This is a genomic window from Sinorhizobium mexicanum (assembly GCF_013488225.1).
Taxonomy (GTDB): domain Bacteria; phylum Pseudomonadota; class Alphaproteobacteria; order Rhizobiales; family Rhizobiaceae; genus Sinorhizobium; species Sinorhizobium mexicanum.
This window is the reverse complement of the sequence record NZ_CP041241.1, coordinates 1,814,664-1,828,166: the sequence shown is the minus strand read 5'-3', so window position 1 is coordinate 1,828,166 and position 13,503 is coordinate 1,814,664. Positions and strand designations below refer to the sequence as shown.

Annotated in this window: 14 protein-coding genes; 6 read left to right on the top strand and 8 right to left on the bottom strand. The window is 63.0% G+C overall.

The window, feature by feature from the left end:
- The 8 genes from rpe to FKV68_RS32395 are packed head-to-tail and all read right to left on the bottom strand — an operon-like array spanning position 1 to position 8,647.
- A complete protein-coding gene (gene rpe / locus FKV68_RS32430) occupies positions 1-687 on the bottom strand; it encodes a ribulose-phosphate 3-epimerase (RefSeq protein WP_180942987.1) in 687 nt (228 codons plus the stop codon).
- Positions 684-1,619: a CbbX protein gene (gene cbbX, locus FKV68_RS32425; protein WP_180942986.1), complete on the bottom strand. Its 936-nt coding sequence runs from the start codon at positions 1,617-1,619 to the stop codon at positions 684-686. Before cbbX ends, rpe begins: the two co-directional genes overlap by 4 nt.
- Before the next feature lie 13 nt (positions 1,620-1,632).
- Positions 1,633-2,022 (bottom strand): ribulose bisphosphate carboxylase small subunit, encoded by a 390-nt coding sequence (locus tag FKV68_RS32420; RefSeq protein WP_180942985.1) that lies wholly within the window; start codon positions 2,020-2,022, stop codon positions 1,633-1,635.
- A gap of 27 nt (positions 2,023-2,049) precedes the next feature.
- The gene (locus tag FKV68_RS32415; protein ID WP_180942984.1) at positions 2,050-3,510 is read right to left on the bottom strand and encodes a form I ribulose bisphosphate carboxylase large subunit; all 1,461 of its coding nucleotides are present in this window, start codon (positions 3,508-3,510) and stop codon (positions 2,050-2,052) included.
- 26 nt (positions 3,511-3,536) lie between these two features.
- A complete protein-coding gene (fba, locus tag FKV68_RS32410; RefSeq protein ID WP_180942983.1) occupies positions 3,537-4,616 on the bottom strand; it encodes a class II fructose-bisphosphate aldolase in 1,080 nt (359 codons plus the stop codon).
- A gap of 2 nt (positions 4,617-4,618) precedes the next feature.
- Positions 4,619-6,706, bottom strand: coding sequence for a transketolase (gene tkt / locus FKV68_RS32405; protein ID WP_180942982.1), 2,088 nt, complete (start codon positions 6,704-6,706; stop codon positions 4,619-4,621).
- 10 nt (positions 6,707-6,716) lie between these two features.
- Positions 6,717-7,586 carry a phosphoribulokinase gene (locus tag FKV68_RS32400; RefSeq protein WP_180942981.1) on the bottom strand — a complete coding sequence of 290 codons (870 nt, stop codon included), beginning with the start codon at positions 7,584-7,586 and terminating at the stop codon, positions 6,717-6,719.
- A gap of 11 nt (positions 7,587-7,597) precedes the next feature.
- Positions 7,598-8,647: a class 1 fructose-bisphosphatase gene (locus tag FKV68_RS32395; RefSeq protein WP_180942980.1), complete on the bottom strand. Its 1,050-nt coding sequence runs from the start codon at positions 8,645-8,647 to the stop codon at positions 7,598-7,600.
- A gap of 103 nt (positions 8,648-8,750) precedes the next feature.
- Here FKV68_RS32395 and FKV68_RS32390 point away from each other — a divergent pair, with 103 nt between their 5' ends.
- The 6 genes from FKV68_RS32390 (at position 8,751) to pqqE (ending at position 13,371) form a co-directional block, all read left to right on the top strand.
- The gene (locus FKV68_RS32390) at positions 8,751-9,692 is read left to right on the top strand and encodes a LysR family transcriptional regulator (RefSeq protein ID WP_180942979.1); all 942 of its coding nucleotides are present in this window, start codon (positions 8,751-8,753) and stop codon (positions 9,690-9,692) included.
- A gap of 353 nt (positions 9,693-10,045) precedes the next feature.
- Complete coding sequence (gene pqqA, locus FKV68_RS32385) at positions 10,046-10,141, top strand: pyrroloquinoline quinone precursor peptide PqqA (protein ID WP_026187092.1); 96 nt, start codon at positions 10,046-10,048, stop codon at positions 10,139-10,141.
- A gap of 137 nt (positions 10,142-10,278) precedes the next feature.
- Complete coding sequence (gene pqqB / locus FKV68_RS32380; protein ID WP_180942978.1) at positions 10,279-11,190, top strand: pyrroloquinoline quinone biosynthesis protein PqqB; 912 nt, start codon at positions 10,279-10,281, stop codon at positions 11,188-11,190.
- Entirely contained in the window at positions 11,187-11,957 is a 771-nt protein-coding gene (gene pqqC / locus FKV68_RS32375; protein WP_180942977.1) for a pyrroloquinoline-quinone synthase PqqC, read from the top strand. Before pqqB ends, pqqC begins: the two co-directional genes overlap by 4 nt.
- Positions 11,954-12,250 carry a pyrroloquinoline quinone biosynthesis peptide chaperone PqqD gene (gene pqqD / locus FKV68_RS32370; protein WP_180942976.1) on the top strand — a complete coding sequence of 99 codons (297 nt, stop codon included), beginning with the start codon at positions 11,954-11,956 and terminating at the stop codon, positions 12,248-12,250. Before pqqC ends, pqqD begins: the two co-directional genes overlap by 4 nt.
- Entirely contained in the window at positions 12,247-13,371 is a 1,125-nt protein-coding gene (gene pqqE / locus FKV68_RS32365) for a pyrroloquinoline quinone biosynthesis protein PqqE (protein ID WP_180942975.1), read from the top strand. The genes pqqD and pqqE overlap by 4 nt, the downstream gene beginning before the upstream one ends.
- Positions 13,372-13,503 lie beyond the last annotated feature (132 nt).

The following is a 13,503-nucleotide window of genomic DNA, read 5'->3' as shown; positions in this document are numbered from 1 at the left end:
TCACGCAGCTTTCTTCATGGCGCCGTCGGAGGCCGCGCGGATCGCCGCGATGTTTCTCGCGTAGGCCTCCTCGCTGCCGCCCTTGAACACCGCCGAGCCGGCGACCAGCACGTCCGCGCCGGCTGCGGCAACGAGCGGCGCCGTTTCCGGCGTAACGCCGCCGTCGATCTCGATGTGGATCGGACGGCTGCCGATCATGGACTTCACGCGTCGCACCTTCTCGACGACGGATGGAATAAAGGCTTGGCCGCCGAAACCTGGATTGACCGTCATCAGGAGGATGAGGTCGAGCCGGTCCAGCACGTATTCGACAACGCTCTCCGGCGTCGAGGGATTGAGCGACACGCCGGCCTTGCAGCCGAGGTCGCGGATCGCCTGCAGCGACCGGTCGAGGTGGGTGGTTGCTTCCGCATGCACGGTGATGATGTCAGAGCCCGCATCGGCGAAGGCACCAAGAAACGGGTCGGCCGGCGCGATCATCAGGTGGCAGTCGAACACCTTGTCCGTTCGGCTCCGGATCGCTTTGACGACCGGCGGGCCGAAGGTGATGTTTGGCACGAAATGGCCGTCCATCACGTCAAGGTGGATCCAGTCGGCACCCGCCCGGCAGACGGTCTCGACCTCTTCGCCGAGTCTTGCAAAATCGGCCGACAGAACCGAAGGGGCTATGATGGTCTTCTCGCTCATGACGATGTCTCCGGATGATTGGGTTCACCCATGCTGAACACGCGGCTTGCGGAAATGTCCCGAGCCGTGATGGTTGAGAGCTGCTCGGCGTCGACGGGGCCGACGGTTTCCTCGAACAGTCGGTTCGCCTGCCGCAGCCGCGCCCGGTCCAGCGCGTTGCGGATCGAGCGGGCATTGGCGAAATGCGGCTGGCGTCGACGCCGGGCGATGTAGTCGCCCATCACCGCTGTCGCCTTAGCGTCGAAGCGATAGCCCTGACGGCTAAGCATGCTCTCGGCGATCGACAGCAGCTCCCCGTCGTCGTAATCGGGAAAATCGATATGGTGGGCAATGCGCGAGCGGAAGCCCGGGTTGCTCTCGAAAAATCGATCCATGCGGTCGGCGTAGCCGGCGAGAATGACGACCAGATCGTCGCGGTTGTTCTCCATCACCTGCAGCAGGATCTCGATCGCTTCCTGGCCGTAATCGCGCTCGTTGTCCGGACGGTAGAGGTAATAGGCCTCATCGATGAACAGCACACCACCCATTGCCTTCTTCAGGATCTCCTTGGTCTTGGGCGCCGTATGGCCGATATATTGCCCGACCAGGTCGTCGCGCGTCACCGACACCAGATGCCCCTTGCGGATATAGCCGAGCCGGTGCAGCAGATTGGCCATGCGCAAGGCGACCGTTGTCTTGCCAGTACCGGGATTGCCCGTGAAGCTCATGTGCAGCGACGGTGCCTCGTGGGTCAGGCCCATCGCCCGGCGGGCCCGCTCGACGAGCAGCAGGGCTGCCGTCTCGCGGATCCGCCGCTTCACTGGTTTCAATCCAACGAGTTCTCGATCCAGTTCGTCGAGGACTTCGGCGACGCCGGAGGCCCTGTATTCCTCGGCGAGATCGACCGATGTCGGCAGGCTTTCGGTGCTCGATTGGGCTTGCGGCATCGCCATCTGCCTGCTCCTTCTACCGTTGCGTTTCCCAGGCATAGCGCTGGTTGCGACCGCGGCTTTCCGTCCGGCTCATCCTGAGGTTCGGCTCGTTGTCGGGACGGTTGACGATGAAGGACATCGTCACGGTCTCGAGGCCGCGGCTGGAATCGAAGGCATTCAGGCGGATGTAATCCTGTGGATAAGCCTTGCGGCAATCCTCCAACTCCATCATGACGCCCTTGGCATCCTTCAGGTCGAACATCGGATTGCCCCACATTTCCCAATAGGTATTGCGGGGGTGCGGGTCATCGGTATGCTCGACGCCGATCGCCCATCCCTTGCCGAGACAATACTCCACCTGTGCAGTTATCTGTTCGTCTGTCAGGTCCGGCAGGAACGAGAAGCATCCTTGGGTGATACGCATGTGGATTCTCCTTCTCTTTGCGTTCCGTCAGGCGACGCTTACGCTCGGCACGAAATCCGAGGTGTCCGTCGGGGTGTAGTTGAAGCTGATGTTGCCCCAGGTATCGAGGGCCGCTTCGAGCGGCTTGCACCACTTGGCCGCTGCCCTGAGGATCTCGGGACCTTCGTGCGCGATGTCGCGGCCTTCGTTGCGGGCCAGCACCATGGCTTCCAGCGCGACGCGATTGGCGGTGGCTCCTGCCTGGATGCCCATCGGATGACCGATCGTGCCGCCGCCGAATTGCAACACGACGTCATCGCCGAAAAGATCGAGCAACTGGTGCATCTGGCCGGCGTGAATGCCGCCCGACGCCACCGGCATAACCTTTTTGAGGTCGGCCCAGTCCTGCTCGAAGAAGATGCCGCGCTGCAGGTCGACTTCGTTTTTCATCTCGCGGCAGACATTGTAATAGCCCTGAACGGTCATCGGGTCGCCCTCAAGCTTGCCGACGGCAGTGCCCGCATGCAGGTGGTCGACGCCGGCGAGCCGTAACCACTTGGCGATGACGCGGAACGAGATGCCGTGGTTCTTCTGCCGCGTGTAGGTGCCGTGGCCGGCGCGGTGCATGTGCAGGATCATGTCGTTCTGCCGGCACCATTCCGAGATCGACTGAATTGCCGTCCAGCCGATGATGAGGTCCACCATGACGATGACGGAGCCGAGTTCCTTGGCGAATTCGGCGCGACGGTACATCTCTTCCATCGTGCCGGCGGTAATGTTGAGATAGTGCCCCTTGACCTCGCCGGTGACGGCGGATGCGTGGTTGACCGCCTCCATGCAGTAAAGATAGCGGTCGCGCCAATGCATGAAGGGCTGCGAGTTGATGTTCTCGTCGTCTTTCATGAAGTCGAGACCACCTTTCAGGCCCTCATAGACGACACGGCCATAGTTCTTGCCTGAGAGTCCGAGCTTCGGCTTGGTGGTGGCGCCGAGCAGGGGCTTGCCGAACTTGTCCAGCCGTTCGCGTTCCACGACTATGCCGGTCGGTGGGCCCCTGAAGGTCTTCACGTAGGCGACGGGGAAGCGCATGTCCTCGAGCCTTGCCGCCTTCAGCGGCTTGAACGAGAAGACGTTGCCGATGATCGACGCCGTGAGATTGGCGATTGATCCTTCCTCGAACAGGATGAGGTCGTAGGCGACATAGCAGAAATATTGCCCAGGCGTTCCGGGGACCGGGTCGACGCGGTAGGCCTTCGCCCGGTACTGGTCACAGGCCGTCAGGCGATCGGTCCAGACGACCGTCCAGGTGGCCGTCGAGCTTTCGCCGGCAACGGCGGCAGCGGCTTCGATCGGATCAACCCCTTCCTGCGGCGTGATCCGGAACAGTGCGATCAGATCGGTGTCCTTCGGCTCGTAGTCGCCGTTCCAATAGCCCATCTGCGCATATTTGAGCACGCCGGCCTTGTAGCGTTCCTTGCCCTTGATCTCTGTCTTTGCGTCGGCGTTCATGACACAGTCCTTTCCTCTGGATATGGTCAGGCGGCTTGCGACCGCGCCGTCTGGGGTTTGAGCGATCCGCTCGCGTAGCGGCGGGCCATGTCCGACATCGGCACGACCTTGATGCGGGAGGCGTTGCCCGCGGTTCCGAAGGCCTCGAAACGGGCCTTGCAGACGGCCGACATGGCGTCCATGGCGGGCTTCAGGAACTTGCGTGGATCGAATTCTGTGCGGCTCGTGTCGGCGACGCGGCGAAAGGCAGCGGCGGCCGCCAGGCGCAGATCGGTATCGATATTCACCTTCCTCACGCCGAAACGGATACCCCGCACGATCTCCTCGACCGGCACGCCGTAGGTCTCGCGCATTTCGCCGCCATGGGCATTGAAGACATCCTGCCACTCCTGCGGCACCGAGGAGGAGCCGTGCATGACGATATGGGTGTCCGGCAGCCGGTGATGGATCTTCTCGATCACGTCCATGGCGAGCACTTCTCCGGTCGGCTTGCGGCTGAATTTGTAGGCGCCGTGCGAGGTGCCGATGGCGACTGCCAGCGCATCGACCCCGGTCTCGGCGACAAAACGGGCGGCCTCGTCCGAATCGGTCAAGAGCTGCGAACGATCGAGCGCGCCTTCGAAACCGTGGCCGTCCTCGGCTTCGCCATGGCCGGTTTCGAGCGAGCCGAGGCAGCCGAGTTCGCCCTCGACCGAAGCGCCGACCATATGGGCGAGGCGGCTGACTTCCGCAGTGATCGCGACGTTATAGGCGTAGTCGGCGGGGGTCTTCGCGTCCTCCCGCAGCGACCCGTCCATCATCACCGAGGTGAAGCCATGCTGGATTGCGGTCAGGCAGGTCGCGACATTGTTGCCATGGTCCTGGTGGATGCAGAGCGGGATGTCGGGATACATCTGTTCGAGTGCTTCCATCATCTTGGCGAGCATGATGTCGTTGGCGTAGGAGCGGGCGCCGCGCGAGACCTGGAGGATGACGGGAGCATCGCAGGCGCGCGCCGCTTCCATGATCGCCAGTCCCTGTTCCATGTTGTTGATGTTGAAAGCCGGTACGCCATAGGCGCGTTCGGCGGCGTGATCGAGCAACTGGCGGAGCGTGATACGAGCCATGGTCAAGCCTCCTTCGATGATCTGGCGAGGTCTTTGCCCGCCTGCGGGCCTGTCACGGCAGCCATGAGCGGCGACCCCGCGAAATCCCGGCCGACAAGGTTCAAGGCTTCGGCGACGATGTGGTCGGCGGTGATGCCGAAATGGCGGTAGAGGTCTCCGGCCGGCGCCGAGGCACCGAAGCCGAGCATACCGACGAAGGCCCCATCAGGGCCCATCCAGCGGTCCCAGCCGAGGCGGCCGGCCGCTTCGACGGCAATGCGCGGGGCATCGCCGAGGACCTGCCTCTGATAGGCTGCGCCCTGTGCCTCGAACTTCTCCCAGCAAGGCATGGAGACCACCGCCGCTTCGATACCTTCCTCGGCCTGCAGGCGTTCCGCCGCAACGACGGCGATCTCGACCTCGGACCCGGTGGCAAGGAGCGTGACGTCGCGGGGGCCGCGCGCTTCCTTCAGCACATAAGCCCCGCGCGCCGACAAGTTTTCATCCCCATCCGTCTGGCGCAGCATGGGCAGAGCCTGTCGCGAGAGGGCAAGGACGCTCGGCGTCTTCTTCTCGCCAAGCGCAATCTCCCAGCATTCGGCAGTTTCGATGATGTCGGCGGGCCGGAAGACATTGAGGTTGGGAGTGGCCCGCAGCATCGCCAGATGTTCGACCGGCTGGTGGGTCGGCCCGTCCTCGCCGAGCCCGATGGAATCATGGGTCAGCACATAGATGACGGGCAGCCCCATCAGTGCCGAGAGACGGATCGCGCCGCGCGCATAGTCGGAAAACACAAGGAAGGTACCGCCATAGGGGATGAAGCCGCCATGAAGCGCGATGCCGTTCATGGCGGCCGCCATGCCGTGCTCGCGGATGCCGTAATGCAGGTAGCGGCCCTTGAAGTTGCCGGGCACAATGGGTTGAGTCTGGGACGTCATCGTCAGGTTCGAGCCGGTCAGGTCGGCGGAGCCACCAACCGTCAAGCCGGTCGCGCCATTGACGACTTCCAGCGTCATCTGCGAGGCCTGCCGTGTGGCGACCTTGGAGCCTCTCTTGCGGTGCGCGACTCGGAATTTTGCCAGCAGATCCGCTACACCCCCGCCCAGGTCCCGAGCGATGGTCTGTTCGTAGCGCCTCTTCGAGCGCGAAGCGTCCAGCCGGATTTCCCATGCCTCGCGGGCCACCCGACCTCTGACCGCCACCCTTTGCCAGGCGGACTTGATCTCGGGCGGCACGAAGAAGGGCGGGTGCGGCCAGGCGAGCTTCTCCCGCGTTGCGGCGATTTCCTTGTCGCCGAGCGCGGCTCCATGGGTCTTGTGCGAGCCTTCCATGCTGGCTGCGCCCTTGCCGATCCGGGTGCGGCAGGCAATCAGCGATGGCTTGCGGGTCCGGTGCGCTCGCTCGATCGCCTTCGCCACCGCGTCGGGATCATGGCCGTCGACGCTCTGCGCGTCCCAGCCGGCGGCGCGGAAACGCGCAAGCTGGTTCATGGAGGTGGAGAGTTCGGTCGACCCGTCGATCGATATCCGGTTGTCGTCCCAGAGCACGATGAGCTTGCGCAGCCTCAGATGTCCGGCAAGGTCGATCGCCTCGTGGCTGATGCCCTCCTGCAGGCAGCCGTCGCCGGCCACGACATAGGTGAAGTGGTTGCAGAGCGAACTCGCAAAGCGGGCGGCCATCATCTGTTCGGCAATCGCCATGCCCACGGCTGTGGCAATTCCCTGGCCGAGCGGACCGGTGGTGGTCTCGATCCCGAGGGCATGGCCGTATTCGGGATGGCCGGCCGTTTTCGAGCCGAGCTGGCGGAAGGCCGAGAGCTCGGCCATCGGCATGTCGGCAAAGCCGAGCAGGTGATGGATGGCATAAAGGAGCATCGACCCATGGCCGGCCGAAAGCACGAAACGATCGCGATCCGGCCAGTCGGGCAGGGAGGGATCGATCTTGATGTAGCGATTGAAGAGGACGGTCACCGCGTCGGCCATGCCCATCGGCATCCCGGGGTGGCCGGAGTTGGCTTTCTGAACGGCATCCATGGCGAGAAACCGGATGGCATCGGCCATGTTGCGTTCCGATGCGGCGGCTCGGGTTTCGATCTGCTGCGAAACATTCATGATGTCCTCCTCACGACATGCGGTGCTTGCGCTCGAGCAGCTTGTGGATGAGCGGAGTGAAGATCAGCTGCATGGCGAGATCGAGCTTGTCGCCCGGCACCACGATGGAATTGGCGCGTGACATGAAGCTGTTGTTGAGCATCGACAGCAGGTAGGGGAAATCGATGCTTTGCGGTCTGGCGAAGCGGATGACCAGGATGGATTCGGCGTGCGTCGGTATCCAGCGGGCGATGAAGGGGTTGGACGTGTCGACGATCGGCACGCGCTGGAAATTGATATCTGTCAGGGAAAACTGCGGGCAGATGTAGTGCACGTAGTCGGGCATGCGCCGCAGGATCGTGTCGGTCACGGCCTCGGTGGAGTACCCGCGCGTCGCCTTGTCGCGATGGATCTTCTGAATCCATTCGAGGTTGATCACCGGAACGACGCCAATCTTCAGATCGCAATGCTGGGCCAGATTGACCGTGTCGGTGACCGCACAGCCATGCAATCCCTCGTAGAAAAGGAGATCGCTGTCGCCAAACTCTTCCCAGTTCGTGAATGTACCGGGTTCCGCCCCGTATTTCACGGCCTCGCCTTCGTCATGCACGTAGTGACGGGTGCGCCCGACGCCGCGCCGGCCATAGTCGGCAAAGACGCTTTCCAGGATTTCCAGCTCGTTCGCCTCGGCGGAGAAATGGGTGAAATCGACACCTCGCGCTTTCTCGTCCGCTATCTTGCGGCGCATGGTTTCGCGGTCGTAGCGGTGAAAAGCATCACCTTCGATGAAGGACGCCGAGATGTTCTCGCGCTTGAAGATCTTCTCGAAGGTGTCTTTTACCGTCGTGGTGCCGGCGCCGGAGGAGCCGGTAATCGATATGATTGGGTATTTGGCTGACATACCGGTCTCCTTTAGGCCCGAAACAGACCGCGCTTGCCGAAAAGCGGTGCGCGTTCGCCGATCATGTTCGGGTCGACGTGATAGCGGGCGACCCGCTCCACTTCGCGGCGCGAGCCGAAAGCCAGCGGTACGCGCTGGTGCAGGCTTTTCGGAACGAGATCGAGAACGCGCGTGATCGAGTTTGTGGCCGCGCCGCCGGCATTCTCGATGATGAAGGCGATCGGGTTGGCCTCGTAAACCAGCCGCAGCCGGCCCTGGCCGTAGCCTTTTCGGCCGTCGGCGGGGTACAGGAATATCCCGCCGCAGACCAGGATCCGATAGGCCTCGGCGAGCAGCGAGGCGATCCACCGCATGTTGAAGTCCCGCTCGCGCGGGCCTTCCGAGCCTGCCAGGCAATCGTCGACATAGAGCCGGATCGCTTCTTCCCAGTGCCGATAGTTCGACATGTTGATGGCGAATTCGCTGGTGCGCTCCGGGATGTCGACCGACTTGTAGGCCTCTACGAAGCATCCGAGCCGGTTGGAGAAGATGAAAATCTCCGTGCCCTTGCCAAGTGACAGTACAAGCGTGGTTTGTGGTCCGTAGACGAAGAAGCCGGCCGCCAGTTGCTGGTTTCCGGGCTGCAGAAAGGACTGCGTGGGGTCCAAGTCTGGTCCCTTGAGAGCGGGCAGCACGGAGAAAACCGTGCCGATGGAGACGTTGTTGTCGATGTTCGACGAGCCGTCGAGCGGATCGATGGCAACCGCGAGGCGCGCCGTCGGATCGAGCGCGACAGGCTTTTCCAGCTCTTCCGAGGCGTAGTATGCGACCGGTGCGCCCTGCAGGCACGACAGGAAGAGCTCGTTGCACAGGACATCCAGATTCCTCTGCAGGTCGCCGTCGGGATTGCTGTCGCCGCGGCTACCGTTGAACGCGGTGTCGAGCGCCCCCTGATTGATGATTTTACGGACGACGAGGGCGGCCGTTGCCAGCCTCTGGATCACTGCGGCCACGTCCGGCGCCAGATCGTCGCCGTTCGCCGTACGTGAGGCGAGATAAGCCTCGAGAGTTGCACCTGACATGATCTCTCCTCCCACGATGTCCAGGAAAGGATGGCGCAAAAGGACGATTTGTAAAATTTATTCGATTGACTATCGAAGTTAGCTTTACTTACTCTATCATCTCATGCGCAACGTGACCCTTCGCCAACTCCGCATCGTCGAGGCCATTTGCAGGCTGGGCAGGATCAACCTCGCGGCGGAGGCCTTGCGTGTGACCGGACCGGCACTCACCCTGCAAATTCAGCAGCTGGAACGGGACGCCGGCGTCCCGCTGTTCGACAGAACGCGCAACGGCATGGTTCCGACTGCTTACGGTATTGCTTTCCTGGAGGCGGCGCGGGCGGTTGAGGACAGCCTCGTCGGGCTCGAGGATTCGATCAGTGCCATCAAGGGGCTCAGAACCGGGCGGTTGCGTCTCGGTGTCGTGTCGACCGGAAAATACTTCGCGCCGCAACTGATTGCCGCCTTTCGCGATCAGGTTCCGGGCATCGAGATCAACCTCTTCATCGGCAACCGCGCCGAGATCATCGCCAAGTTGAGGGATCACGAAATCGATATCGCCCTCATGGGGCGGCCACCGCGTGACGTCGAGGTGCGCGCTGAGGTGTTCGGCGACCACCCGCTGGTCTTCATCGCCTCCGCCGGTCACGCGCTCGCGGGCGTCCTGGAAATTTCGCGGGAGCGGATTGCCCAGGAGCAGTTCCTGGTGCGTGAGAAGGGTTCGGGGACCCGCATCTCGCTTGAGATCTTTCTGAGCGACACGCCGCACAAGCTGGAGGAACTCGGCACGGAGATCGCCTCGAACGAGACAATCAAGCAGGCTGTCATCGCTGGTCTGGGAATTGCCTTTATCTCGGCTCATACTATCGAGCAGGAGGTGAGGCTCGGCCGGTTGGTCATACTCGACGTGGTCGAGACGCCGATCCGCCGGCAGTGGTTCAGCGTATCACGCTCGGACCGCGTCACGACCCCGGCGATGCAGGCCTTCGAGCGGTTCCTGCTGGCGCAGGGTGCGCGATATCTGCCGGTGGTCAGCAAGCCCTATCCGGCGAACGCGTTCCGTTGAGCCGGGCGGCGACGGAAGGTCGCAAAGCTGGCGCTCCCGTCGCAGGAAAACGTGGTGTCGACCGCCACCTTGGTCTTAATTGTGAGGCCCCTGAACGATTGATACCATTCAACATTGAGGGTGGAGGACCCTCGCACGAGATCACCGATTGTGGTCGCCGTCAGGTTCCGTCTACGGCGATAGCGGTTTCAAAACCCGGCGGTGGCGACGCCGGGAATGCCGGTGCGGCGGCAGGCCGTTCCGGTTCTTCACCCAAGCGGCGCTCGTCAAGAGCGAAGCTTGTTTCGTGTTCGGCCCGGTTGCGAGGCGCCGGCAATCCAGGGCGACACACCATCTGGACGAATGGAGGAGACATGTCCTGGCATAAACCGAAATTCATTGAAGTCAGCTGCGCGATGGAAATCACCCGCTACGCTCCTGCGGACGGGGATGAACCGATCCTGTTCTAGATCGCGATGGTTCCGGTCGGCTCGACGCAAAATCGCGACCGTGATCCATTCCAAGAAATTAGAGCGGGATGCCGGCAGAAGAGCGACGCATTTCATCCCGCTCTAAGACACGGCCATAGGAGGATCGGGTTAATCCGGTGAAGAAATCGTCCGATCTTCGCATCATTGTTCTGGGGGCGGCCGCCGGCGGCGGTCTTCCACAATGGAATTGCGGGTGCCTGAACTGCACGATGGCGCGCGATCCGGGCTCCGCCGTCAGGCCGCAAAGCCAATCATCCCTTGCTGTCAGCCTCGATGGCGAAGCCTGGGCTGTCTTCAACGCCTCGCCGGACATCCGCCAGCAGATTGAGGACAATCGTCTCCTGCAGCCGCGCCGCCTGCGTCACACGCCGATCAAAAGCGTGGTGCTGACCAACGGCGACATCGATCATCTGGCCGGGCTTCTCGTTCTGCGGGAGAAACAGCCGTTGACGGTGTTTTCCACCAGCTCGGTCGGCGAGATCATCGCCGACAATCCGGTCTTCGGCGTCCTCGATCCGGACCTGGTTGCAAGGAGGAGCGTCGTGATCGAGGAAGCCTTCTCTCCACTTCCCGACCTCGAGGCGCGGCTCTTCGCCGTTCCGGGCAAGGTTCCGCTGTTTCTCGAAGAAGGCGAACCGGATCTGAACGTCGAGGGCGAAAACACGGTCGGGATCGAGCTCAGGGCCGGGAACGAACGCGTCTATTACATTCCGGGCTGCGCCATGATCAATGATGCCCTGGCTGCGCGCCTCCGGGATGCCGACGCGCTGTTCTTCGACGGCACGCTCTTTACCGACCGTGAGATGATCGCGACCGGTACGGGGCGCAAGACGGGCCGCCGCATGGGCCACATGCCGATCAGCGGCGACGGCGGCAGCCTAGACGCACTCGAGGGCCTCAACATTCGCCGAAAGGTCTATATTCACATCAACAACACGAACCCGATCTGGCGGGCTGGTCCCGAGCGCGCCGCGGTGGAAAACCGCGGCTTTGAAGTCGGATTCGACGGCATGGAGATCCGGCTGTGACGACGGCAAGCGACAGGCAAGATTTTCACGCGCGCCTTCTGGCTATCGGCAAGGAACGCTATCACGATAAGCATCCCTTCCATGCGATGCTCCACGGCGGCCGCGCAACGATGACGCAGGTCCGGGCATGGGTCATCAACCGCTACTACTACCAGAGCCGCATTCCGATGAAGGACGCGGCCTTCCTGTCGCGTTGCGACGACCCGGACCTGCGTCGTGCCTGGCGCTCGCGGATCGAAGACCATGACGGCAGCGTCGACGAGGGCGGCGGCATCCGCCGCTGGCTGCGTCTCGCGGAAGCGGTAGGCCTCGATCCCGCTTATGTCGCTTCGACCAGAGGCGTCCTGCCTGCGACCCGATTTGCTGTCGACGCCTATGTGTCGTTCGTGCGCGAGAAGCCGCTCATCGAAGCGGTGGCCTCCTCGCTGACCGAGCTTTTTGCGCCCAAGATCCATTCGGAGCGCATCGCCGGGCTGCTTGAGCACTATGCGTTCGCGGACGATGCGGCACTCGCCTACTTTCGGCAAAGACTGACGGAGGCGCCGCACGACGTCGAATTCGGCCTGGCCTATGTGCTCGACCACGCCGATACGGCCGAAAAACAGGATGCCGCCGCCGCGGCGCTCACCTTCAAGACGGATGTTCTGTGGTCGCAGCTCGACGCACTTTACTCCGCTTATGTGATGCCTGGCCGGATTCCGCCGGGCGGCTGGGACGGCGAGCAAGGTGTCGTCGGCGATCCGACGGCGAAGGAGGCGGCGGAATGAGCGCCGACACGCCGGCGATTTCTGGGGCGAGCGTCGTCAAGTTGGCACGCGGCGTGCGGATGCACGAGGATCCGGTTCGCGGCCAGATGGTCCTGTTGGCGCCGGAGCGGGCGATGGCGCTCGACGATATTGCCGTCGCAATCGTGCAAGCGCTTGACGGCAAGCGGAGCCTCGACCGGATCGCCGAAGACTTTGCCGCCAAGTTCGACGCCCCCGCCGCGGAGATCGCCGGCGACGTCAGGGCTTTCGCCCAGGAGCTTGCCATCCGCCGTCTGCTGGAGATCGTCGAATGAGCAGCACCATCATCTCAACCGCCCGTTCCGCCGCGCCTGTTCAGCGCGTGCCGCCGCCGATGGCGATGCTGGCGGAGCTGACGCATCGCTGTCCGCTGGCCTGCCCCTATTGCTCCAACCCGACCGCCCTGACGCCGGGGAACGAGGAGCTGTCGACCGAAGAATGGATCGGCGTCTTCAGCCAGGCGGCCGACCTCGGCGTGCTGCATCTGCACTTGTCCGGCGGGGAGCCGGCGGCGCGACGGGATCTTGTCGAACTGACGCGGGCGGCGGTTTCGCTGGGGCTTTACACCAATCTGATCACATCGGGCGTGGGTTTGACGGAGACCAGGATCAACGATCTGGCCGAGGCCGGTCTCGACCACATCCAGTTGTCGATCCAGGGTGTTTCGCCCGAAAGCGCCGACCGGATCGGTGGCTACAAGGGTGGCCATGAACGAAAGATGGCGGTCGCAAACTGGGTGGCGGGCGCCGGCATCCCGTTGACGGTCAACGCTGTCTGCCACAGGCAGAACATGGGCGAGATCGACGCCATGATCGAGCTTGCGATCCGGCTTGGCGCGCGGCGGGTGGAGATCGCGACGGTGCAGTTTCACGGCTGGGCCGAGCGCAACAAGGCGGCTCTCATGCCGACGCGCGAACAAGTCGAGCACGCCACGCGAACCGTCGCCGCGGCACGGGAAAAATATCAGGGTATCCTGGTGATCGACTATGTGCCGGCCGACTATTATTCCAAATATCCGAAGGCGTGCATGGGCGGCTGGGGCCGTGTCGGCCTGAACGTCACGCCGTCCGGCCGGGTGCTTCCGTGCCACGCGGCCGAAACGATCCCGACCCTCACCTTCAAGACCGTCCGCGAAGACACACTCTCCGGGATCTGGTACGAGAGCGACGCCTTCAACGCCTATCGCGGCGAGGACTGGATGCCGGAACTTTGCCGCAGCTGCGAGCGCAAGCAAATCGACTTCGGCGGCTGCCGTTGCCAGGCGATGGCGCTTGCCGGCGACGCGAGCACAACGGATCCGGTGTGCATCCGATCGCCGCTGCGCGAGCGTTTGACGCGGGAGACGGAACGGCTTTCGGCGATGTCGCCGGCCACTTTGACCTACCGCGGACGGTAGAGCTCGTTCAGCTCTCGAATGGCCACATAATTTGCCGCTGCTGGCCAATGTCCGGAAGGCCGGCCAATCCGTAGGCTGCGGGCTCGCTCGCTTGTTTGTGATGCCTGAATGTGGTGCACTGCCCTGGGGCGA